This window comes from Frigoribacterium sp. PhB160 (assembly GCF_003751785.1).
Taxonomy (GTDB): Bacteria; Actinomycetota; Actinomycetes; order Actinomycetales; family Microbacteriaceae; genus Frigoribacterium.
The window spans coordinates 616,525-636,663 of sequence record NZ_RKIE01000002.1 but is presented as its reverse complement, the minus strand read 5'-3'; the positions used below and the strand labels follow the sequence as shown (position 1 = coordinate 636,663).

General features: G+C 74.9%; 22 protein-coding genes. 7 read left to right on the top strand and 15 right to left on the bottom strand.

Annotated features, from left to right (window positions below; all coding sequences use genetic code 11):
- Positions 1-3 precede the first annotated feature (3 nt).
- Entirely contained in the window at positions 4-537 is a 534-nt protein-coding gene (locus EDF38_RS11965; protein ID WP_123355607.1) for a GtrA family protein, read from the bottom strand.
- Positions 538-670: 133 nt separating this feature from the next.
- On the opposite strand from EDF38_RS11965, the gene EDF38_RS11960 reads away from it, so the two are divergent.
- Complete coding sequence (locus EDF38_RS11960; protein WP_123355606.1) at positions 671-1,675, top strand: aldo/keto reductase family protein; 1,005 nt, start codon at positions 671-673, stop codon at positions 1,673-1,675.
- Positions 1,676-1,797: 122 nt separating this feature from the next.
- Positions 1,798-2,349, top strand: coding sequence for a YceI family protein (locus EDF38_RS11955; RefSeq protein ID WP_123355605.1), 552 nt, complete (start codon positions 1,798-1,800; stop codon positions 2,347-2,349).
- Between the two features lie 98 nt (positions 2,350-2,447).
- Here the strand turns inward: EDF38_RS11955 and yidC are convergent, their stop codons facing one another.
- Both yidC and EDF38_RS11945 read right to left on the bottom strand, forming a co-directional pair.
- On the bottom strand, positions 2,448-3,224 hold the full coding sequence (gene yidC / locus EDF38_RS11950) for a membrane protein insertase YidC (RefSeq protein WP_123355604.1): 777 nt from the start codon (positions 3,222-3,224) through the stop codon (positions 2,448-2,450).
- Positions 3,225-3,287: 63 nt separating this feature from the next.
- Positions 3,288-3,593, bottom strand: a complete 306-nt coding sequence (locus EDF38_RS11945) for a DUF6412 domain-containing protein (protein ID WP_123355603.1) — start codon at positions 3,591-3,593, stop codon at positions 3,288-3,290.
- Positions 3,594-3,728: 135 nt separating this feature from the next.
- Between EDF38_RS11945 and EDF38_RS11940 the strand changes: the two genes are divergently transcribed.
- Both EDF38_RS11940 and EDF38_RS11935 read left to right on the top strand, forming a co-directional pair.
- Positions 3,729-4,286 (top strand): TIGR03086 family metal-binding protein, encoded by a 558-nt coding sequence (locus EDF38_RS11940; protein WP_123355602.1) that lies wholly within the window; start codon positions 3,729-3,731, stop codon positions 4,284-4,286.
- A gap of 115 nt (positions 4,287-4,401) precedes the next feature.
- Positions 4,402-6,102 carry a long-chain-fatty-acid--CoA ligase gene (locus tag EDF38_RS11935; RefSeq protein WP_123355601.1) on the top strand — a complete coding sequence of 567 codons (1,701 nt, stop codon included), beginning with the start codon at positions 4,402-4,404 and terminating at the stop codon, positions 6,100-6,102.
- 72 nt (positions 6,103-6,174) lie between these two features.
- Here the strand turns inward: EDF38_RS11935 and lepB are convergent, their stop codons facing one another.
- From lepB to EDF38_RS11920, 3 genes are all read right to left on the bottom strand, one after another.
- Entirely contained in the window at positions 6,175-6,786 is a 612-nt protein-coding gene (gene lepB / locus EDF38_RS11930) for a signal peptidase I (RefSeq protein WP_123355600.1), read from the bottom strand.
- 37 nt (positions 6,787-6,823) lie between these two features.
- The gene (locus tag EDF38_RS11925; protein WP_123355599.1) at positions 6,824-7,741 is read right to left on the bottom strand and encodes an oxygenase MpaB family protein; all 918 of its coding nucleotides are present in this window, start codon (positions 7,739-7,741) and stop codon (positions 6,824-6,826) included.
- A 139-nt stretch (positions 7,742-7,880) separates the two neighbouring features.
- Complete coding sequence (locus tag EDF38_RS11920) at positions 7,881-8,699, bottom strand: SDR family oxidoreductase (RefSeq protein ID WP_233572412.1); 819 nt, start codon at positions 8,697-8,699, stop codon at positions 7,881-7,883.
- Between the two features lie 188 nt (positions 8,700-8,887).
- On the opposite strand from EDF38_RS11920, the gene EDF38_RS11915 reads away from it, so the two are divergent.
- Both EDF38_RS11915 and EDF38_RS11910 read left to right on the top strand, forming a co-directional pair.
- A complete protein-coding gene (locus EDF38_RS11915; protein ID WP_123355598.1) occupies positions 8,888-10,570 on the top strand; it encodes a long-chain-fatty-acid--CoA ligase in 1,683 nt (560 codons plus the stop codon).
- A 52-nt stretch (positions 10,571-10,622) separates the two neighbouring features.
- Positions 10,623-12,050, top strand: a complete 1,428-nt coding sequence (locus tag EDF38_RS11910; protein WP_123355597.1) for a serine hydrolase — start codon at positions 10,623-10,625, stop codon at positions 12,048-12,050.
- An 8-nt stretch (positions 12,051-12,058) separates the two neighbouring features.
- Here EDF38_RS11910 and EDF38_RS11905 read toward each other — a convergent pair whose 3' ends face one another.
- The 5 genes from EDF38_RS11905 to EDF38_RS11885 form a co-directional block, all read right to left on the bottom strand.
- Positions 12,059-12,514, bottom strand: a complete 456-nt coding sequence (locus tag EDF38_RS11905; RefSeq protein ID WP_123355596.1) for an SRPBCC family protein — start codon at positions 12,512-12,514, stop codon at positions 12,059-12,061.
- Entirely contained in the window at positions 12,511-14,016 is a 1,506-nt protein-coding gene (locus EDF38_RS11900; protein ID WP_123355595.1) for an NAD(P)/FAD-dependent oxidoreductase, read from the bottom strand. Before EDF38_RS11900 ends, EDF38_RS11905 begins: the two co-directional genes overlap by 4 nt.
- Positions 14,013-15,032 carry an SDR family oxidoreductase gene (locus EDF38_RS11895; RefSeq protein WP_233572411.1) on the bottom strand — a complete coding sequence of 340 codons (1,020 nt, stop codon included), beginning with the start codon at positions 15,030-15,032 and terminating at the stop codon, positions 14,013-14,015. Before EDF38_RS11895 ends, EDF38_RS11900 begins: the two co-directional genes overlap by 4 nt.
- A 147-nt stretch (positions 15,033-15,179) precedes the next feature.
- Positions 15,180-15,869: a hypothetical protein gene (locus EDF38_RS11890; RefSeq protein ID WP_123356036.1), complete on the bottom strand. Its 690-nt coding sequence runs from the start codon at positions 15,867-15,869 to the stop codon at positions 15,180-15,182.
- Positions 15,870-15,965: 96 nt separating this feature from the next.
- The gene (locus EDF38_RS11885) at positions 15,966-16,673 is read right to left on the bottom strand and encodes a DedA family protein (RefSeq protein ID WP_123355594.1); all 708 of its coding nucleotides are present in this window, start codon (positions 16,671-16,673) and stop codon (positions 15,966-15,968) included.
- A 200-nt stretch (positions 16,674-16,873) separates the two neighbouring features.
- Between EDF38_RS11885 and EDF38_RS11880 the strand changes: the two genes are divergently transcribed.
- Positions 16,874-17,200, top strand: a complete 327-nt coding sequence (locus EDF38_RS11880; protein ID WP_123356034.1) for an ATP-dependent DNA ligase — start codon at positions 16,874-16,876, stop codon at positions 17,198-17,200.
- A 39-nt stretch (positions 17,201-17,239) separates the two neighbouring features.
- Here EDF38_RS11880 and EDF38_RS11875 read toward each other — a convergent pair whose 3' ends face one another.
- The 4 genes from EDF38_RS11875 to EDF38_RS11860 form a co-directional block, all read right to left on the bottom strand.
- Positions 17,240-17,629: a DUF3054 domain-containing protein gene (locus EDF38_RS11875; RefSeq protein ID WP_123355593.1), complete on the bottom strand. Its 390-nt coding sequence runs from the start codon at positions 17,627-17,629 to the stop codon at positions 17,240-17,242.
- A gap of 12 nt (positions 17,630-17,641) precedes the next feature.
- A complete protein-coding gene (locus EDF38_RS11870) occupies positions 17,642-18,286 on the bottom strand; it encodes a spermidine/putrescine ABC transporter substrate-binding protein (protein WP_123355592.1) in 645 nt (214 codons plus the stop codon).
- A gap of 130 nt (positions 18,287-18,416) precedes the next feature.
- Positions 18,417-19,259 (bottom strand): DUF3097 domain-containing protein, encoded by an 843-nt coding sequence (locus tag EDF38_RS11865; RefSeq protein ID WP_123356032.1) that lies wholly within the window; start codon positions 19,257-19,259, stop codon positions 18,417-18,419.
- Positions 19,252-20,112 carry a hypothetical protein gene (locus EDF38_RS11860; RefSeq protein WP_148061492.1) on the bottom strand — a complete coding sequence of 287 codons (861 nt, stop codon included), beginning with the start codon at positions 20,110-20,112 and terminating at the stop codon, positions 19,252-19,254. Before EDF38_RS11860 ends, EDF38_RS11865 begins: the two co-directional genes overlap by 8 nt.
- Positions 20,113-20,139 lie beyond the last annotated feature (27 nt).

Sequence of the window (20,139 nt, the reverse complement as noted above, 5' to 3'; positions counted from 1 at the left end):
GGGTCACTCTCCTGTCGGGGTCTGGGGTGTCGGGGTCGGGTTCGGTCGGGTGTCGCGGCTCGGCGCGAACACGAACCACCGGTACGCGACGTACCGGAAGGTCGTGCCGAGCACGAGGCCGACGACGTTCGCGGCGACGTTGTCCGCGAGGCGGCTGGTGAAGCCGAGCAGGTAGTGGGAGACGAAGAGGCAGAGGGAGGCGATCAGCAGGCCGCCGACGTTCACGAGCGCGAACTGCACGGCCTCCTTCACCACCGATCCGCTGCGGTCGTCCCGGAAGGTGAGGTAGCGGTTGCCGAGCCACGCCACCGCCGTCGCGACGATCACCGAGACGACCTTCGCGCCGATGGGCTTGTCGTCGAGGACGGTGGCGCGCAGCAGGTTGTAGATGCCGACGTCGGTGACGAACGCGATGCCGCCGACGGCACCGAACGTGACGAGCTCACGGAGCCGGGCCCGCGCGGCCGTCGCACGCCCGACGGGTCGGGAGGGCTCAGGAGGCGCGCTGGGCAGGTCGAGGATGGTCGCGTCGGGCATGCCGTCGGTTCGGGCTCCCCCCGAACGGGGGTTTGGTAGGGGTACATCGATCCGGGCCGGTTGCCAGGCAACGGGGGCAGACGGACCGGGTGTCCCCCGTCCCGGGGGCACGCGCCGCGCGTACGGTGGCGGCATGGAATTCAGATACCTCGGCGACAGCGGGCTCAAGATCTCGGAGATCACCTACGGCAACTGGCTGACGCACGCGTCCCAGGTCGAGAACGACGTGGCGACGCAGTGCGTCCGCGCGGCCCTCGACGCCGGCATCTCCACCTTCGACACGGCGGACGCCTACGCGAACACGGCGGCGGAGCAGGTGCTCGGCGACGCCCTGCGCGGCGAGCGCCGCGAGAGCCTCGAGATCTTCACGAAGGTCTACTGGCCCACCGGGCCCCTCGGCCACAACGACGTCGGCCTCAGCCGCAAGCACGTCATGGAGTCGATCGACGGCTCGCTGACGCGCCTCGGCACCGACTACGTCGACCTGTACCAGGCGCACCGCTTCGACAGCGAGACTCCGCTGGAGGAGACCATGCAGGCCTTCGCGGACGTGGTCCGCCAGGGCAAGGCCCTCTACATCGGCGTCAGCGAGTGGACCGCCGAGCAGATCCGCGCGGGCCACGAGCTCGCGGTGAAGCACGGCGTGCAGCTCATCTCGAACCAGCCGCAGTACTCGATGCTCTGGCGGGTCATCGAGCAGGACGTCGTCCCGACGAGCAAGCAGCACGGCCTCGGCCAGATCGTCTGGTCGCCGGTCGCGCAGGGCGTGCTGACCGGCAAGTACAAGCCGGGCGCCGAGCTGCCCGCCGGCAGCCGAGCGACCGACGAGAAGGGCGGCGCGAACACGATCAAGCGCTTCCTCACCGACGAGGTGCTGACGGGCGTCGCGAAGCTCGAGCCCATCGCGGCCGACCTCGGCCTCTCGATGGCGCAGCTCGCCATCGCCTGGGTGCTGCAGAACGACAACGTGTCGTCGGCGATCATCGGGGCGTCGCGCCCCGAGCAGGTGGCCGACAACGTGAAGGCGGCGGGCGTCACCCTCCCCGCCGACGTCATGACGGCGATCGACGACGCCCTCGGCGACCTCGCCGAGAAGGACCCCGCGAAGACGGTGTCGCCGAGCGAGCGCCCGGCCTGACCGCGCCGACGGGTCGCCGACGGATCGGGAATGCCCCGCGCGTGCATGCGCTTGCATATACTCGTACCGACCGTCGGTGACACGTCATCGACCTACAGACCCCCAGACATCAGGAGAACACCATGGCCATCACCGCAGAGAAGATCCCCGCCGGCACCTGGAACCTCGACCCCACGCACAGCGAGGTCTCGTTCAGCGTCCGCCACCTCGCCATCAGCAAGGTCAAGGGCTCGTTCGAGTCGTTCGACGCCTCGCTCGAGACGGCCGACGACCACACCGCCAGCAAGGTCACCGCGTCGATCGACGTGGCCTCGATCAACACCAACCAGAAGGACCGCGACGGCCACCTCCAGACCGGCGACTTCTTCCTCGCCGAGGAGCACCCGAAGATGACGTTCGTCTCCTCGAGCATCGAGGAGAAGGGCGACGACTCCTTCCTCGTGCACGGCGACCTCACCCTCCGCGGCGTCACGAAGCCCGTCACCCTGAAGAGCGAGTTCGGCGGCCTCGTCGTCGACGGCTACGGCCAGACCAAGCTCGGCTTCTCGGCCACGACGAAGATCGACCGCACCGAGTTCGGCGTCAGCTGGAACGCGGCCCTCGAGGCCGGCGGCTTCACCCTCGGCAACGACGTCACCGTCACGCTCGAGATCCAGTTCGTCCTCGCCGCGTAGCACCGGCCATCCCGGTCCGAGGCGACTCGGACCACCCGGCGCGAGAGCGCCCGCCCGAGGGCCCGTCCCCGCGTCAGCGGAGACGGGCCCTCGTCGCGTCACGCCGCGGCGGCCTCCCCGGGCACCGGGGACGGCCCCCGGCCGAGCACGCGCCGCAGCACGACCCGCTCGACCACGGTCCACGTCGCGCTGGTGACGAGGTAGAGCGCCGCCGCGAGGGGCGCCAGGGCGGCGAACGCCACGCTGACGAACGGCAGCACGCGCAGCGCCGTCGACATCCCCGGCACCGCCGGCGTCGGGTCGGCGACGCCTCCGGTGCCCGTCCGGGCGAAGCGCTCGTTCAGGCGGCGACCGACCTCCACGACGACGGCGAGCACGGCCAGCAGCACGAGGTACGGCCAGACGGGCGCCCCGCCGGCGGCGAGGGTCGTCGGCAGGTTCGCCCCGAGGGCGACCCCCGCGAGGGTCTCGCCGAGCAGGGCGTTCGCGTGCCCGGCGATGCTCGGGTGCGCGAAGACCGAGTAGACGGCGATCAGCACGGGCGTCTGCGCGAGCACCGGCAGGCAGCCGGCGAGGGGCGAGACCCCCGCCGACGAGTACAGCTCCGTCAGGGCACGGCTGCGCTCCTGCGGGTCGGTCACGCGGCGGTTCAGCTCCGCGACGCGGGGCGCCAGGCGACGGCGGCCCAGCTCGGCACGCACCTGCGACGCCCCCACGGGGACGAGCACGAGGCGGACGACGAGCGTGAGCAGCACGACGGCCACGGCGGAGGCGGCGTCGCCCGCGACGGGCTCCGCGAGCGAGGCGAGCAGGGCGACGGACGAGCTGAGGCCGTCGAGCACGACGGCGAAGGGCGGGAAGGCGGACAGGTCCACGAGGACTCCTCGGTCAGAGAGACGATGGGTGTCTTCTGGCCGCCGACGAGGCGCGGGATGCGCTCAGGCGGCCGCGAGGAGCATGCCCGGCGCCCGGGACCGCACGTGCCCGTCGGCGTCGGGGTCGCGCTGCCAGACGAGGAGGCGCGTGTCGGCCCCCTCGCGCAGCTCCGCCCGCGGCGGCGCCGACGACATCGCCCCCACCGCCAGCAGCACCCGCGCCAGCCCGGTCGCCACGAGCACCGCGGCGGCGCCGAGCACGCCGACGACGAGCGTCGCGGCGAGGGGCGCCCCGGGGGCGAGCAGCACGGGCGCGATCGCCTCGAGCGGCGCGAGCACGCGCGCCAGGAGCTCGAGGACCGTCGTCATGCGAGAGACCCTAGCCCCCGAGGCGCTACGGTGACGGGAGTTCCGCTGTGGGCGGTGTCGGGAAGCGAGCCGCGCCTCCGGCGGTTGCTGCCCACCAGACGGCGCGACCGCGCGTCGACCACCCGGGAGGACCACATGACCGTCGACTGGATCACCCTGCAGCAGCGCGCCCACGACGAGTTCGCCCGACGCGTCGAGGCCGTCACCGACTGGGACGCGCCGACGCCCGACACCCAGTGGCGGGTGCGCGACCTCGTCGCCCACGTGACCCGCGAGCAGCAGTGGGTGCCGCTGCTGCTCGACGGCGGCGACCCGGCCGAGTCCGAGAACGCGATCGAGCCGCTCGGGGCCGACCTGGCCGCGGAGTGGCGTCAGTGGTCGGCCGCGGCGACCGCCGCCTGGCAGGGGGCCGACCCCGAGGCCGAGGTGCGGCTGAGCGCCGACGTCGTGCCGGTGTCGGAGTACCTGGCCGAGCACGTCGCCGACGTGACCATCCACACCTGGGACCTCGCCCGCGCCGTGGGCACGGACGAGGAGCTCGACGACGACCTCGTCGCCGCGGTGTGGAGCGTCTTCGAGCCGCAGCGGGACGCCCTCGAGGCGTCGGGGCTGTTCGCCGGGCCCGTGCCGGTGGGCGACGACGTGCCCCTGCGGGTGCGGCTGCTCGCGCTGACCGGCCGCGACGCGCGCTGAGAGCCGGCGACCACCGGTCGACGACGGGCGCCGAGCGTCCACCGACCGCCGCCGGGCGAGGCGGCTCCGGGCGTCCGCGCAGGTCGTTCGCACGGGCGGCTGGTTCGATGGCCCCATGAGCCTCGCGCCCGAGACCGACCGACCCTGGCTGCACAGCTACGCCCCCGGCGTGCCGCACGACATCGACCCCGTGACGGGCACGCTCGTCGACCTCATCGACGACGCCGTCGCCGCGCACCGCGCGAGGCCGGCGCTCGAGTTCTTCGGTCGCGAGACGAGCTACCGCGACCTCGGCGACGAGATCGCCCGGGCCGCCGAGGGCCTCCGCAAGCTCGGCGTCACCGCCGGCGACCGGGTGGCCCTCCTGCTGCCGAACTCGCCGCAGCACGTCGTCGCGTTCTACGCGGTGCTCCGCCTCGGCGCCGTCGTCGTCGAGCACAACCCGCTCTACACCGACCGCGAGCTGCGCCACCTCTTCGAGGACCACGGCGCGACGGTGGCGATCGCGTGGGACAAGCTCGTCGACCGCCTGCGCGCCCTGCCCGACGACGTGCGGTTCCGGTCGCTCGTCTCGGTCGACGTGACCAAGGGCATGCCCCTCGCCACCCGGCTCGCCCTGAAGCTGCCCGTGCCCGCCGCCCGCAAGTCGCGCGACGCCCTGACCTCGTCGGCCCGCGGCGACCTCACCTGGCCCGAGCTCGTCTCCGGCCGGGGGCTGCGCCGCCGCCACCCCCGGCCCGCCCTCGACGACGTCGCGCTGCTGCAGTACACGAGCGGCACGACCGGCTCGCCGAAGGGCGCCGTGCTCACGCACCGCAACCTCGTGAGCAACGCCGCGCAGGGCCGCGCCTGGGTGCAGGGCATCCGTCACGGCGCCGAGACGGTCTACGGGGTGCTGCCCTTCTTCCACGCCTACGGCCTCACGCTGTGCCTCACCTTCGCGATGAGCATCGGCGCACGTCTCGTGCTCTTCCCGAAGTTCGACGTCGACCTCGTGCTCAAGGCGGCCCGCAAGCACCCGCCGACCTTCCTCCCGGCCGTGCCGCCCATCTACCAGCGGCTCGCCGAGGCCGCCGTCGAGCGCGGCGTCGACCTGAGCTCGGCCCGCTTCGCGATCTCGGGCGCGATGAACCTGCCGACGTCGACGGTGACCGCCTGGGAGGGGGTCACCGGCGGCGTGCTCGTCGAGGGCTTCGGCCTCACCGAGACCTCGCCCGTCGCGCTCGGCAACCCGATGGGCCCGACCCGCCGCCCGGGCACGGTCGGCGTGCCGTTCCCCTCGACCGAGGCGATGGTCGTCGACCGCGACGACCCCGATCCCGCACGACCGGTCGTCGCGGGCGCCGCGGGCGAGCTGCTGCTGCGCGGCCCGCAGGTCTTCCGCGGCTACTGGAACCGGCCCGACGAGACGGCCGACGCCTTCCTCGAGGGCGGCTGGTTCCGCACCGGCGACATCGTCAGCATGAGCGCCGACGGCTACGTGACGATCGTCGACCGCATCAAGGAGCTCATCGTCACCGGCGGCTTCAACGTCGCCCCCTCCGAGGTCGAGGAGGCCGTCCGCGGCGCCGCCGGGGTGGCCGAGGTCGCCGTCGTGGGCGTGCCGCGCGAGGGCGGCGGCGAGGACGTCGTCGCGGCGGTCGTCGCCGAGCCCGGCGCGACGGTCGACGTCGAGGCCGTCCGGGCGCACGCCCGCGAGCAGCTCGCCGCCTACAAGGTGCCGCGCCGCGTCGTCGTCGTCGACGAGCTGCCGCGGTCGCTCATCGGCAAGGTGCTGCGCCGCGAGGTGCGGGACGCGCTGATCGCCCGACGGTAGCGGCGCCCGGGGGTCGACCCGCGCCTCCGCGTGGTCGCGACGGGCCCGCCCCGACCGGGCCGGGCCGGCGGGCTAGAGCCGCGCCCAGCGGTCGACCGGCCAGACGACGGCGACCGCGCGACCGATCACGAGCCGCTCGGGCACGAAGCCCTCGTACGGGCCGCTCTGGTGCGAGCGCGAGTCCGCCGAGTCCTCGCGGTTGTCGCCCATCACCCAGAGCGCTCCCTCGGGCACGGTGACGTCGAAGGCCTGCAACGACGCCGGGTCGCCCGGCGGCACGAGCACGTAGGGCTCGTCGAGCGGCTCGCCGTCGACCAGCAGCCGCCCCTCGGCGTCGCAGCACGCCACCGTGTCGCCGGGCAGCCCGACGACCCGCTTGATCAGGTCGCCGCCGGGCCCCGTGTCGAGCCAGCCGCCCGGGTCCTCGAAGACGACGACGTCGCCGCGGTGGAGGTCCATGAGCCCGGGCGCCAGCTGGTTCACGACGACGCGGTCGTCGATCATCAGGGTGTTCTCCATCGACGCCGACGGTATGTAGAACGACCGCACGAGCCAGGTCCGCACGCCCCACGACACGAGCAGGGCGACGAGCACGACGACGAGCACGTCGCGCAGCAGCCGTGCGGGGCCGCCGGCCCGACGAGCGGGGGGCGGAGGAGGCGCGGCGTCGGTCGGGTCGGTCATCCCGCCATCCTGGCAGCGACCGCCCCGCGCCCCGTGCTCACGCCGCTCGCCAGCCGATGCGCTCGAGCCGGGCCAGCGCGTGCTCCTCGGCGACGGGGCGCGGGCCGAGCACGGCGCCGATCGAGCCGAGCATCGCCTTCGCGGGTCCGCTGGTCGGCAGGGCGACCGGGCCGAGGTGGGGCGGCTGGAGCTGCAGCAGCTCGCGGAAGCGGGGCTGCAGGGTGCCGACCGCGCCGTTGAAGAGCAGCGGGTAGCCGGCGCGCAGCACGGGGAAGAGCGGCGGGCGGCGGATGAAGCGCACCACCTGGGCGGTGCGCTCGGTGCGCTCGAGCACGCCGCGCCGGTCGAACTCCATGAGCTGGTCCTGCATCTCGGCGACCGTGGTGGGCGGGTGGAGGACGCCCATCAGCTCGCCGGCGGTCGCCCACTCGCGGACGTAGGCGTCGGGCCCGCCCGGCACCTCGGCGCCGCCCCACTCCTGGTAGGCCGCGAGGAAGGAGTCGGCGAAGGCCATGTGCACCCAGCTGAGCAGCTCGGGGTCGTTCGCCGCGTAGTCGTGGCGCACGCCGTCCCGGTCGTCGTAGCTGCCGACGACCTTCGTGTGCAGGCGCGAGACCCACCGCGACGCCTGCGTGGCCGCCTCGCGGCTGCCGTACGAGACGGTGTAGATCCAGCGGATCGTCCCGGCCAGGCGGCCGAGCGGGTCCTCGCGGAAGCGCGAGTGGTCGTGCACCCCGGCGAGCGCCCCCGGGTGCAGCGCCTGGACGAGCAGCGCGCGCACGCCCGCCGCGATGGTCGACATCGAGCCGTGCACGGCCCACACGGCCGATCCCGGCAGGAAGAAGCCCTCGTCGTCGCCCTTCTCGAGGTCGGTGACCCACTCGGGCGTGCCCGTCGACTGTCCGTTGAACGTGTACTGCAGGCGCGAGCGGAGGGGCTCTGTCAGGGCGGGCATGCCTCGATCATGCGCCGCGCCTCCTGGGCGGGCCCGGTGCGGGGCCCGGGCGGCGCCCCGGCCACACCTCCCCCGACGACGGACGCCGCGCCTCCCACCCCGAGGGCAGGAGGCGCGGCGTGTGCCGGGCGGACGAGCGTCAGTTCCCGTGCGCTTCCTCGGCGACGGGCTGCCACTCGTTCCAGGTGGCGAGGCGCGACTCGTAGTCCTTCGTCGCGATGCCGAGCGGTGCCTTGCCGAAGAAGACGCGCAGCGGCGGCTCCTCGGCGTCGACGACCTTCATGATCGCCGTGCGGGTGGCCTTCGGGTCGCCCGGGTCGGCGGCCGAGGGGCGCTTCGACGCGGCCTCGCGGACCTCGGCGTAGGCGGGCAGCTCCTCGCTGCGCGACGCCGACGGGCCCGACCAGTCGGTGGAGAAGCCACCGGGCTCGACGAGCGTCACGTGGATGCCGAACCCGGCGACCTCCTGCGACAGCGCCTGGCTGAGGCCCTCGAGGGCCCACTTCGACGCGTGGTAGATGCCGACGGTCGGGAACGCGCTGATGCCGCCGATGCTCGACACCTGCACGATGTGGCCCGAGCCCTGCTCGCGCATGATCGGGAGGGCGGCCTGGGTGACCCAGAGCGCGCCGAAGAGGTTGGTCTCGAGCTGGCCGCGCGCCTCCTCCTCGGTGAGCTCCTCGACCATGCCGAAGTGGCCGTAGCCCGCGTTGTTGACGACGACGTCGAGTCGTCCGAACCTCTCGGCCGCCTGCTGCACGGCGGCGACGCCGGCCTCGCGGTCGGTGACGTCGAGCTGCAGCGGCAGGAAGGCGTCGGGGTACTGCTCGACCAGGGGCTGGACGTCGTCCAGCTCGCGGGCGGTGCCGGCGACGCTGTCGCCGCGCTCCAGGGCGGCCTCCGCCCACTCGCGCCCGAATCCCTTGGACGCTCCGGTGATGAACCAGACCTTGCTCACGGTGTTCCTTCTCTCGTCGGGGGGACCGCCCCTCATGCGGACGGCCAGGGACATCCTGCGCCGCGCCTCCTGCACCGGCGTCCAGCGCACGTCGAGGCGGCGCCCAGGCCTGTCCCCCGGTCGACGCGGCCGGCCGGCCCGGCCCGGCGACCGACGCCGGCGACACCCGTTCGCCCTAGAGTGGCCGGGTGACCATCGAGACCCCGCGTCCCTGGCTGAACTCGTACGCCCCCGGCGTGCCGACCGACATCGAGCCCGTCACGGGCTCCCTGCTCGACATCGTCGAGGGGTCGGCCGCGGCGTACCCGAAGGCGGTGGCGCTCGAGTTCTTCGGGGCGACGACGACCTACTCCGAGCTCGTCGAGCAGATCTCGCGGGCGGCCGAGGGCCTGCGGGCGCTCGGGGTGGGCCACGGCGACACCGTCGCCCTCGTCATGCCCAACAGCCCCCAGCACGTCGTGGCGTTCTACGCCGTGCTGCGCCTCGGCGCGATCGTCGTCGAGCACAACCCGCTCTACACGCCGCGCGAGCTGCGGCACCAGTTCGAGGACCACGGCGCGAAGGTCGTCGTCGCGTGGGACAAGGTCGTCGAGACGCTGCAGGCCTTCCCCGCCGACGTCGCGCCCGACGCGATCGTCTCGGTCGACGTCACGCGCGGCATGCCCTTCGGCACCCGCGCGGCCCTCCGCCTGCCGATCTCGAAGGCCCGCGAGTCGCGTGCCCGGCTCACGACGAGCGTCCGCGGCACGACGCCGTGGGAGAAGGTCGTCGGCTCGTCGCGCATCAAGGCCAAGCACCCCCGCCCCGAGACCTCCGACCTCGCGGTGATCCAGTACACGAGCGGCACGACGGGCACGCCGAAGGGCGCCCAGCTCACGCACGCCAACCTGCTCTCGAACGCGGCCCAGTCGCGGGCCTGGGTGCCGACCATCACGCGGGGCGACTGCACCGTCTACGCCGTGCTGCCGATGTTCCACGCCTACGGCCTCACCCTCTGCCTCACCTTCGCGATGAGCATGGGCGCGCGCCTCGTGCTCTTCCCCGCCTTCGACCCGGCGCTCGTGCTCAAGGTCATGAAGAAGCGACCGCCGACCTTCCTGCCGGCGGTGCCGCCGATCTACACGCGCCTCCGCAAGGCGGCCGACGACGCCGGCGTCTCGCTGCAGGGCGTCGAGGTCGCCATCTCGGGTGCGATGCCCCTGTCGGCCGAGGTCGTCGAGCCGTGGGAGGCAGAGTCGGGCGGCTGGCTCGTCGAGGGCTACGGCCTGTCGGAGTGCTCGCCCGTGCTCATGGCCAACCCCGTCGGCCCCACCCGCCGCGCCGGCACCGTCGGCCTGCCGCTGCCGAGCACCGAGGTGCGGGTCGTCGACCCCGAGCACCCGACGGTCGACGTGGCCCCGGGCGAGAGCGGCGAGCTGATCGTCCGCGGCCCGCAGGTCTTCAGCGGCTACTACCGCAAGCCGCAGGAGTCGGGCGAGGTGTTCGTCGACGGCGACTGGTTCCGCACCGGCGACATCGTGACGATCGACGACGACGGCTTCGTGCGCGTCGTCGACCGCATCAAGGAGCTCATCATCACCGGCGGCTTCAACGTGAGCCCGTCCGAGGTCGAGACCGTCCTGATGCGCTGGGAGGGGGTGGCCGAGGCCGCCGTCGTCGGGCTGCCGAGCCCGGGCGGCGAGCAGGTGGCCGCGGCCGTCGTGCTCGAGCCGGGCGCCACGCTCGACGTGCAGGCGCTCCGCACCTTCGCGCGCTCGCACCTCACGCCGTACAAGGTGCCCCGCCGCATCGTCGTGCTCGACGAGCTGCCGAAGTCGCTCATCGGCAAGACGCTGCGCCGCAAGGTGCGCGACGAGCTCGCCGACCGCTGAGCCCGGCGCGGCCGCGCCCCCACGCGACACCCGGGTCGTCTACCCTCGTGCCGTGACCCACGACGCGCTCCCGACCCGTGCCCCCTCCGACGAGGGAGTGGACGCCGCGGGCGTGCTCGCCTTCGTCGACGCCCTCGAGGCGCGACCCGACGTCGAGCCGCACGGGCTCATGGTGCTGCGCAGCGGCGCCGTGCTCGCCCAGGGCTGGTGGGCGCCCTACTCCCCCGAGCGCCCGCACCTGCTCTACTCGCTCAGCAAGAGCTTCACGGCGACGGCCGTCGGCCTCGCCGTCGACGAGGGCCTGCTCGGCCTCGACGACACCGTCCTGTCGCACGTGCCCGAGCTCGACGCCGACGTCGCCGACGAGCGCAGCCGGCGGATGCGCGTCCGCGACCTCCTCGCCATGGCGAGCGGGCACCGCGACGAGACGCTCGACCGGGCGCTCGCCGCCGATCCCGACGACCTCGTCCGCGGGTTCCTCCTCACCCCGCCCGACGCCGAGCCCGGCTCGGTGTTCGCGTACAACCAGCCCTGCACCTACACGCTCGCCGAGATCGTGCGGCGGGTCTCGGGGACGTCGCTCGTCGACTTCCTCACGCCGCGCCTCCTCGAGCCGCTCGGCGTCGACGCCTTCGCCTGGCAGCGCGACCCCTCGGGCCGCGAGCTCGGCTTCAGCGGGCTGCACTCGACCACCGACGCGATCGCCAAGCTCGGCCTGCTGTACCTCCAGCGCGGGCTCTGGCAGGGCCGGCAGCTGCTGTCGGCGGCCTGGGTCGACGAGGCGACGCGCGAGCACGTCGCGAACGGCGACGACCCCGGGTCCGACTGGGCGCAGGGCTACGGCTTCCAGTTCTGGATGGCCCGCCACGGGTTCCGCGGCGACGGCGCCTACGGCCAGTTCTGCGTCGTGCTCCCCGAGCACGGGGTGGTCGTGGCCTACACCGGCCAGACCGTCGAGATGCAGGTCGTCCTCGACCTCGCGTGGGAGCACCTGCTGCCGGCCTTCGACGGCCCCGGCACCACCGAGGCCGACGCCCGCCTCGCCGAGCGCCTGGCGGGGCTGCGCCTGCCGGGGGTCGAGGCCCCCGTCGCCGGGGCGCGGCGCACGACCGCGGTCGGCGCGGCCCCGAGTCCCCTCACGGGCACCTTCGCGACGGCCGCGGGCAGCGACCAGCCGAGCCTCACGAGCGTCGAGCTGACCGCCGACGGCCTCGTGCTCGTCGACGGTGACGACCGCCTCGAGGCCGCGCTCGGGGGCCGGGAGTGGGTCGTCACCGGCCCGCTCGCCACGAGCGCGGCCCGTGACGGCGACCGCCTCCGCGTCGACGTCGCCTTCGTCGAGACGCCGCACCGGCTGCACCTCGTCGTCGACCCCGCCGCGGGCACCGTCACGGCGCGCTGGCAGACCGCCCCGCTGCACGGCCGCGCCCTCCGGTCCCTCCGCGCACCGGGACCCGGCGAGGTGCTCGCCGCGATCTGAGGCGCGGCTCAGCTCGGCGAGACCCGCTGCCGCGTCCGCCCCTCGGCCAGCCACGCCAGCCGTCGGAGCGCCTCGCGGTTGCGCACGTGCAGCGGCACGTCCATCAGGGGCCGCGGTACGAGCGCGCCCGGCCCGCTGACGGCGTCCTCGGTCATGCGCACGACGCAGCCGCCTCGACGGTCGCGCACCTCGAGCGTGACGCGGGCCTCGCCGAGAGGCCAGCCGCGCGCGAGGAAGACGGCGCGCGACGGCGCCTCCCACTCGAGCACCGTCGTCGTGTCGTCGACGACGAACGGCCACGAGCCGAACGAGTGGTGGATGCGGGCGCCGACGTCCGGCCACGTGCTGCCGACGTCGCGGATGCGGGAGGCGCCGACCACCCAGCTGGGGAAGAGCCAGCCGTCCGAGAGCACCTCGAAGACGTCGTGGGGCGACGCCTCGACGAAACGGGTGTCGCGGCTCATCGGGAGCTCCTCCCCGTGCGGGCCGGCGCGGCGGGACCCGGCGTCGTCGTGGCGTCGGGACCGAGCGACGGCAGGCGCTCGATGCCGAACTCGTGACGGAGGGCGCTCCGGGCCGCGTACGCCCCGCCCATGCCGTGCACCGACGGCCCCGGCGGGACCGACGACGACGCCAGGTAGGTGCCGGGCACCGGCGTCCGCCACGGGTCGGTCGAGACGACGGGCCGGGCGACGAGCTGACGCATCGTCGGGGCCCCGGAGGCGATGTCGCCGCCGACGTAGTTCGGGTCGTGGGCCTCGAGCTCGGTCGCGCTGTGCGAGCTCGACGCGAGCACGAGGTCCCGGAAGCCGGGGGCGAAGCGCTCGATCTGCGCCGTGATCTCCTCGGTCATGTCGCGGGTGCTGCCGTTCGGCACGTGCGCGTAGGTCCAGAGCACGTGCTGCCCGGCCGGCGCGCGCGTGTCGTCGACGACGCCCGGCTGGACCGCGAGCACGAAGGGCTGGTCGGGGTGGCGGCCGCGGGCGACGTCGCGCTCGGCGAGGGCGATGGCGGCGCGGTCGCCGCCGAGGTGCACCGTCGGCGAGAGCCGCAGGTCGGCGGCCTCCCAGGGCACCGGCCCGCTGAGGGCGAAGTCCACCTTGGAGGCGCCTCCCCCGTACCGGAACCGCTCCAGCCGCCGACGGTAGCCGGCCGGCATCTCGTCGCCGGCGATCGCGACGAGCTGGCGGGGCGTCACGTCGAGGAGCCTCACCCGCGCGTCCAGCTGGCCGAGCCGCGTCACGTCGACGCCGGTCTCGACGACCCCGCCGTGGGCGAGGAAGTCGGCCGCGAGCGCGTCGGCGATCGACTGGCTGCCGCCGCGCGGGACGGCCCAGCCCGAGCCGTGGCCGTGCACCGCGAGGGCCATGCCCGCGGCGGCGGCCGACAGGCTCGGCATCGGCCGGATGGCGTGGGCCATCACGCCGGCGAGCAGGGCGCGCGACTCCTCGCGGCGGAGGCCGGCGTCCCACCAGGGCCCGCCCTGGGCCAGGATCCGCAGGCCGAGCTCGACGACCGTGTCGACGTGGCGCGGCACCTGGAGCAACGGCGACAGCGTGAACTGCGAGATCTCGTCCTCGAGGTCGACGAGCCGCGAGAACATCCGGCGCCAGGTCGGACCGTCGCTGCCGAGGCCCTCCGCGGTGCGCTCGAGGTCGCGCCAGGCGACGCCCGCCCGGCCGCCGTCGAGCGGATGCGCGTACGAGACCTCGGGCACGAGCATCTCGACCCGCTGCTCGAGGCCCCACCGGCGGAAGAAGCCCGAGGCCATCGCCATCGGGTGCACCGCCGAGCAGATGTCGTGCCGGAAGCCCGGCAGCGTCAGCTCGGCCGTGCGCGTGCCGCCGCCCAGCGTGTCGGCCCGCTCCAGCAGCTGCACGCGGAGGCCCGCGCGGGCGAGCACCACCGCGGCCGAGAGGCCGTTCGGGCCCGCCCCGACGACGACGGCGTCGAACGCGGGGCTCATCGGCCCGCGCGCCGCCCGACGAGCGACCCGACGACCGCCGCGCCGGCGCCCACGGCCCCCGCCGCCGCGATCGCGTAGCTCAGCCCGCGGTTGCGGGTGTACCAGACCTGCGGGCTCGTCGACCGCGAGCGGTCGCCGAAGATGCCGCGCGCGCCGTGGTCACCGGCGGTCGGGTCGTAGAGGTTGTCGGCGAGCATCGGCTCGTCCTTGTCGGGCGCCTGCTGGCCGGAGTAGCCCGACTTCGCCAGGTAGCCGTCGAGCCAGTTCGCGACGAAGCGGTTGCCGAGCACCGTCATGACGGTCGGCTCGCCGATCCACGAGCGTCGCCGCGGCTTCTCGGCCACGTCGGCGATCGCGCGGGCGCCCACCTCGGGCTGGAAGATGGGCGGCACCGGCTGGGGGTGCTCGGGCAGGCGAGATCGCACCCAGTTGAACTGGATCGTGTTGAGCGCCGGCATGTCGACCGTCGAGATCGTCACGGCGCTCCCGTTGTGGATGAGCTCGGTGGTCACCGACTCGGTGAAGCCCTGCACGGCGTGCTTCGCTCCGCAGTACGACGCCTGCAGCGGGATGCCGCGGTGCGCGAGCGCCGAGCCGACCTGCACGACGTGGCCGCGGTCGCGCGGCACCATGCGCGACAGGGCCGCGCGGGTCCCGTTGACGAAGCCGAGGTAGTTGACGGCCGTGGCCCGCTCGAAGTCGTCGGGGTCGGTCTCGAGGAACTCGCCGAACACCCCGACCATGGCGTCGTTGACCCAGAGGTCGATCTCGCCGAGCTCCTCCTCGACGCGCGCGGCGGCGGCCTCGACCTGGGCGCGGTCGGCCACGTCGGTGGGGATCCCGAGGGCGCGCCGCCCGGCCGCGCGCACGTCCGCGACGGCGCCGTCGAGGCCGTCCTGTCCGCGGGCGAGGACGGCGACGTCCCAGCCGCGGGCGGCGAGCTCGCGGACGGTCGCGCGGCCGAGGCCGGCCGACCCCCCGGTGACGACGGCGACGGTGGGGACGATGCTCTTCATGGTTCTCCAGTGCTGATCGAGGGGCTCCGGGCCGCCGGGGCGAGGCGCCCGGGACGGGATGACGAGGGGACGAGGAGGCGCGGTGTGCGCGGCCTGGCCGCGCGCCTCCCGTCCCGGTGGACGGTAGTCGCCGTGGCGACCCCGCGGTCAGATGTCGAAGCCGCCCAGGTCGCCGCCGCCGAGGTCGCCCCCGCCGAAGGCGCCGCCGAAGCCGCCACCGAAGTCGCCACCGGTGTCGCCGCCGCCGAAGTCCCCACCGGTGTCCCCGCCGTCGGCGCTGGCGTCGCCGCCGTCGGCACCCTGGTCTCCGCCGTCGCCGCCCGCGTCGGCTCCTCCGTCGCCGCCCGCGTCGGGCAGGAAGGCGCCGACGAGCGCCGAGCCCACGACGTAGCCGGCGACGGTGCCGAGCAGCGAGCCGCCGATGATCGAGCCCAGGCCGGGGCCGGGGCGACCGGGCTGGGCCTGGCCGGGCGTGCCCTGCCGGCCCGCGCCTCCCAGGGTCTGCTCCAGCGTGCCCGGCTGGCGCAGCTCGGAGCGGGTGGCGGCCTGCGCGAGCGACCCCGCGTCGTCGCCTCGCGGCCTCTCGCCCTCGGGCGACCGCGCGCTGAGGTCGTCGAACACCAGGCGGCGCTGCTCGGGGGTGAGCTTGCCGAAAGCCTCGGCGTGCACCTGCTCGATGGTCTCGGGCGGGGCCGTGCGCAGCAGGTAGCGGTAGCGCTCGACGGCGATCTCGTCGTCGGTGTGGGACTGCCCGCCGCCGGCGGCCGGACCCGTGCCCCCGCCGGACCGTGCGGCCTGGTCGTCGTCTCGTCCCAGGAGCCTGTCGATGAAGCCCATGTCGTCCTCGTTCCGTCTCGGGTCGTCGGCGGGTCCGACGGTGGTCACTCGACCGTACGGACGGACGGGCCCCGCTGCCTGGACGGCGGGTGCGGATCAGCCCCGCGCGCGCTTCGACGACCGGCGGCGGCGGAGGGCCCGGACGACGAGCCAGGCGACGACGCCGGCGAAGGCCGCGTAGACGACGTAGTCGAGGTACTTCGCGTAGCGGTCGATCAGCTCGTACTGCGTGCCGAGGGCGGCGCCGAGGGAGATGAGCAGGCCGTTCCAGAGCCCGCTGCCGACGACCGTGAAGAGGCTGAAGCTCGCGAGCGGCATGCGCTCGGCCCCGGCCGGCAGCGAGATGAGGCTGCGGACGCCCGGCACGAGGCGGCCGAAGAAGACCGCCGAGCGTCCGTGCCGTCGGAACCAGGCGGCGGCCTTCTCGAAGTCCTCCCGGTCGACGAGCGGCAGCTTCGACAGCAGGGCGATGCTGCGTTCGAGGCCGATGCGGGCGCCGAGGCCGTAGAGCACCAGGGCGCCGACGTAGGCGCCGAGGGTGCTCAGCACGATGAGCAGCACCAGGTTCATGTCGCCCGACCCGGCGAGGAAGCCGGCGAGCGGCAGCACGATCTCGCTCGGGATCGGCGGGAAGACCGTCTCGACGAACGTCAGCAGGCCGACGCCCCACTCGCCGAGCGCGTCGATGACCCGGGCCGCGACGCCGACGAGGCCGTCGAGCTCGGCGACGGAGGACGACCCGGACGAGGCCGCCGCGGGGGCGGAGGCGAGGAGGGAGGACGAGAGGGCGGCGGTGGAGGTCATGGGTCCCTGGGTCGGTTCGGGTCGCGCTGAGGCGTGCTCGGATCGGCACCGACGAGCATGCCATCGCTGCCTGGGCGACCGCCCTCGGAGGCGACCTCCTCGCGCGGGCCGCCCCCCCTCCGGTCGGCCCCTGTCCACGATGCGCGTCGGGGACGATCCCCGACACCTGGTGCGGGCCCCCGGGCGATAGGTTGGCCCTCATGGGTTCCCTGATCTACGGCTCCGCCGGAATCGAGGTCGAGTTCGACGACCGCGTGCTCGAGCACCTGCAGATCGTGATCGCGACGAAGCTGCGACGCCGGGAGTCGTTCTTCTTCTCGTGGCGCGACGCGAGGAAGGTCGGCGACGGACGCAGCAGCATCTGGCTCGACCCCGGCATCCCGCTCTACTTCAAGTACTCCGGCGGGCGGGTGCCCTCGGTCAACCGCGAGTGGCTCGGCGAGCTGACCGCGTCGTCGAACAGCTCGTCGGGCCTCGTGCTCACCGACGAGCCGAGCCTCGACAACTCGGCCAAGCGCCGGGCGTAGGAGGCGCGGGGCGTCCTGCTCCCCCGCCCCGGCCGGCCGTCAGGCCCGGGCGCCGCGTCCCCGACGTCGCAGGAGCGTCGCCAGGGCGCGCCACCCGACGAGGAACACCGCGAGCACCACGACCGTGACGACGACGAAGCTCGGCTGGACGCCCTGCCCGGAGACGACCCGGAGCAGCATGCCGAGCACCACGGTCGACACCACGACGACGCCGCCCGAGCGGATCGCCGGCAGGGGCCACCGCACGCCGAGCACGCTGAGCCAGCCCACGACGAGGCCGACCGCGAACGGCCAGAGGGTGGTCGCGAGGCCCGCCGGGTCGACTCCCTCGGCGTGGCTGCGGCGGCCGATGAGCACGAAGGCGACGACGAGGGCGAGGTCGATCACGAAGGCCCGGGCCGGGGCGCGGCGGGCGGTGGGAGCGGTCATGGGTCCTCCGGGTCAGCTCGGCGGCTCGAGCGTGCGGGACAGCTCGGCGATGAGCTCGTCGACCTGGGGCTCGACCAGGCGCGCCACGGCGTCGTGGATGCGCTCGCGGTGCTCGACCAGGGCGAAGCAGAGGGCGGTGCCGACCGACTGGGCGTGCTCGTCGGCGAGGGCGACCTCGCGCCGGAGGGCCGCCTTGGCCTCCTCCGAGAACTCGGGCTCGGCGGCGGCGGCGCCCGCCCGGGCGGACGGGGCGTCCTCCGCGGCGAGGCCCGCGAGCGTGAAGAGGAAGGGCTGGCCGGGGTCGGGCTCGGGGTCGACGTCGAGGCCGTCGAACTCGAGCGCGAGGCCCTCGTCGGGCCGGTAGCCGGAGGCCTCCGCCTCGGCGGCCCGGCGGAGCTCGCGGGTGACCAGCGGCAGGTTGCGGGTCGTGTAGGCGTCGACCTCGGCGTCGACGAGGTGCCGGAGCCGGTTGAGCAACGCGTGCTGCACGGCGTGCGGGACGTCGGCGTCGAAGCCGGCGGCGGCCGCGACGGGCGAGCCGAAGCAGGTGCGGCAGACGCGGGTGCGGCCCCGGGCCGTGCCGACCTGCCAGCGGGGCAGCCAGCGCAGCCAGGCGTCGACGGCGCCGCGCACCTGCCCCTCGATCTGATCGGCCATGATGATGAATCTAGGGCTCCGCGGCCGTGCGGGCCCGCTGGCCCGGGGCGATTCGCGGGCACCGGGCCCCGGCGGCCCTGACGGCCCCGGCGCGCGCGCCGCCGGCGCGCCCTCCGAGCGGGGCCGGTCGTCAGCCCTGGTCGACGGTGACGAAGTCGATCAGCTGCTCGACACGGCCCAGCAGGGCCGGCTCCAGGTCGCCGTAGGCCCGCACGCGGCCGAGGATGCGCTGCCACGCCGCCGCGATGTCGGCCTGGTCGTCGTGGGGCCAGCCGAGGGCCTCGCAGACGCCGTGCTTCCACTCGACCGACCGGGGCACGACCGGCCAGGCCGCCATCCCGAGGCGGGCGGGCTTGACGGCCTGCCAGACGTCGACGAACGGGTGGCCGACGACGAGCACGTGACGGCCGTGCGGTCCCCGGGCGACGGCGTCGGCGATGCGGCTCTCCTTCGAGCCCGCGACGAGGTGGTCGACCAGCACCCCGACCCGCCGGTCGGCCGTCGGCCGGAACTCGTCCAGCACCTCGGCGAGGTGGTCGACGCCCTCGAGGTACTCGACGACGACGCCCTCGACGCGCAGGTCGGCGCCCCAGACCTTCTCGACGAGCTCGGCGTCGTGGCGCCCCTCGACGAAGACGCGGCTCTGACGGGCGACGCGGGCTCGGGCGCCGTCCACGGCGAACGAGCCCGACGCCGTGCGGGCTCGGCCCTGCGGAGCGGCCTTCGGGACGCGCAGCGCCACGGGTGCCCCGTCGATGAGGAACGAGCCGGTCAGCGGGAAGGCGCGGACGCGCCCCTTCCAGTCCTCCAGCTCGACGGTGCCGGCCTCGACGCGGACCACCGCGCCGGTGAAGCCGCTCGCCGCCTCCTCGACGACGAGGTCGCGCACCGCGTCGGTGGGCGTGGCGACCGGGCGCGCCGAGCGCTTCCAGTCGCCGCTGAGCACGTCTCGTCCGTAGCGGTCGTCATCCACGGGGTCCACCTCCCTGGCGGGGTCGGGGCTGGTAGGGGCGGGGCGGCCCCTTCTTCTCGTCGGTCGGGTCGGCGGCCCCGGGGCGGGCGGTGCCGGTGCGCGCGGCACCGGGACGGGCCGTGCCCGACCGGGCCGTTCCCGTGCCGGTGCCGGTGCGGGCCGAGCCAGCGCCGGCCGTGCCGCTGCGCGGGGCAGCCGCGCCGGGCGCGGTCCGGGCCGGCGGCGTCCGGGCCGGCGGCGTGCGGGTCGCCGGGGTGCGGGCAGGCGGTCCCGCCGCGTCGGCCCGTGCCCGGCCCGGCGTCGCGGCCCGATCGGCGGCGGGTCGGCTCGACGCGGGCCGAGCGGTCTCGGGCCGGAAGCCCGCCGCCACGACCCACGCCAGCCCGACGAGCTGCACGAGCACGACGACGCCGGACAGCGCCGCCGGGATCCACCACGCCGAGAGCGGCCCGTCGCCCTGGGCGAGCATCGTCAGCACGTAGAGCGCCGCGAGCGACCACAGCGCGACGGCCACGCCGACGGCGAGCCACCGGGCCAGCCGGAGGCGCAGCTCGCGCCGGTGCCCCGTCTGCTTCCAGAACTCGGGGTGCGGCACGAGCAGGTGGCGGACCGGGGTCCAGGCGAGGGCGGCGGCGGAGACCAGGTAGGCGAGCACGACCAGGACGACGACGAGGCCGCCCACCAGGAGGAGGTCGTCCCGGCTGGCGGCGAAGGCCGTGCCTCCCCCGTCCTGGAGGTGCACCATCGTCACCCGTTCGGGCAGCGCCCGCGACGAGACGGCCAGGGTGACGGCCACGCCCGCGAGGGCGAGGCCGACGGGCGCGGCGGCACGCAGGAGAGGCGGCACGGTCACCACGACCGGCCGCCCCTCCGCGGGCGC

Coding starts and splice junctions, on each gene's coding strand:
- EDF38_RS11935 (WP_123355601.1), top strand. CDS start 4,402: ATGAGCCTCGCGCCCGAGACCGACCGACCCTGGCTGCACAGCTACGCC.
- EDF38_RS11875 (WP_123355593.1), bottom strand. CDS start 17,629: ATGACCGCTCCCACCGCCCGCCGCGCCCCGGCCCGGGCCTTCGTGATC.
- EDF38_RS11890 (WP_123356036.1), bottom strand. CDS start 15,869: ATGGGCTTCATCGACAGGCTCCTGGGACGAGACGACGACCAGGCCGCA.
- EDF38_RS11885 (WP_123355594.1), bottom strand. CDS start 16,673: ATGACCTCCACCGCCGCCCTCTCGTCCTCCCTCCTCGCCTCCGCCCCC.
- EDF38_RS11880 (WP_123356034.1), top strand. CDS start 16,874: ATGGGTTCCCTGATCTACGGCTCCGCCGGAATCGAGGTCGAGTTCGAC.
- EDF38_RS11960 (WP_123355606.1), top strand. CDS start 671: ATGGAATTCAGATACCTCGGCGACAGCGGGCTCAAGATCTCGGAGATC.
- EDF38_RS11945 (WP_123355603.1), bottom strand. CDS start 3,593: ATGACGACGGTCCTCGAGCTCCTGGCGCGCGTGCTCGCGCCGCTCGAG.
- lepB (WP_123355600.1), bottom strand. CDS start 6,786: ATGACCGACCCGACCGACGCCGCGCCTCCTCCGCCCCCCGCTCGTCGG.
- EDF38_RS11895 (WP_233572411.1), bottom strand. CDS start 15,032: ATGAAGAGCATCGTCCCCACCGTCGCCGTCGTCACCGGGGGGTCGGCC.
- EDF38_RS11955 (WP_123355605.1), top strand. CDS start 1,798: ATGGCCATCACCGCAGAGAAGATCCCCGCCGGCACCTGGAACCTCGAC.
- EDF38_RS11905 (WP_123355596.1), bottom strand. CDS start 12,514: ATGAGCCGCGACACCCGTTTCGTCGAGGCGTCGCCCCACGACGTCTTC.
- EDF38_RS11940 (WP_123355602.1), top strand. CDS start 3,729: ATGACCGTCGACTGGATCACCCTGCAGCAGCGCGCCCACGACGAGTTC.
- EDF38_RS11900 (WP_123355595.1), bottom strand. CDS start 14,016: ATGAGCCCCGCGTTCGACGCCGTCGTCGTCGGGGCGGGCCCGAACGGC.
- EDF38_RS11870 (WP_123355592.1), bottom strand. CDS start 18,286: ATGGCCGATCAGATCGAGGGGCAGGTGCGCGGCGCCGTCGACGCCTGG.
- EDF38_RS11925 (WP_123355599.1), bottom strand. CDS start 7,741: ATGCCCGCCCTGACAGAGCCCCTCCGCTCGCGCCTGCAGTACACGTTC.
- EDF38_RS11965 (WP_123355607.1), bottom strand. CDS start 537: ATGCCCGACGCGACCATCCTCGACCTGCCCAGCGCGCCTCCTGAGCCC.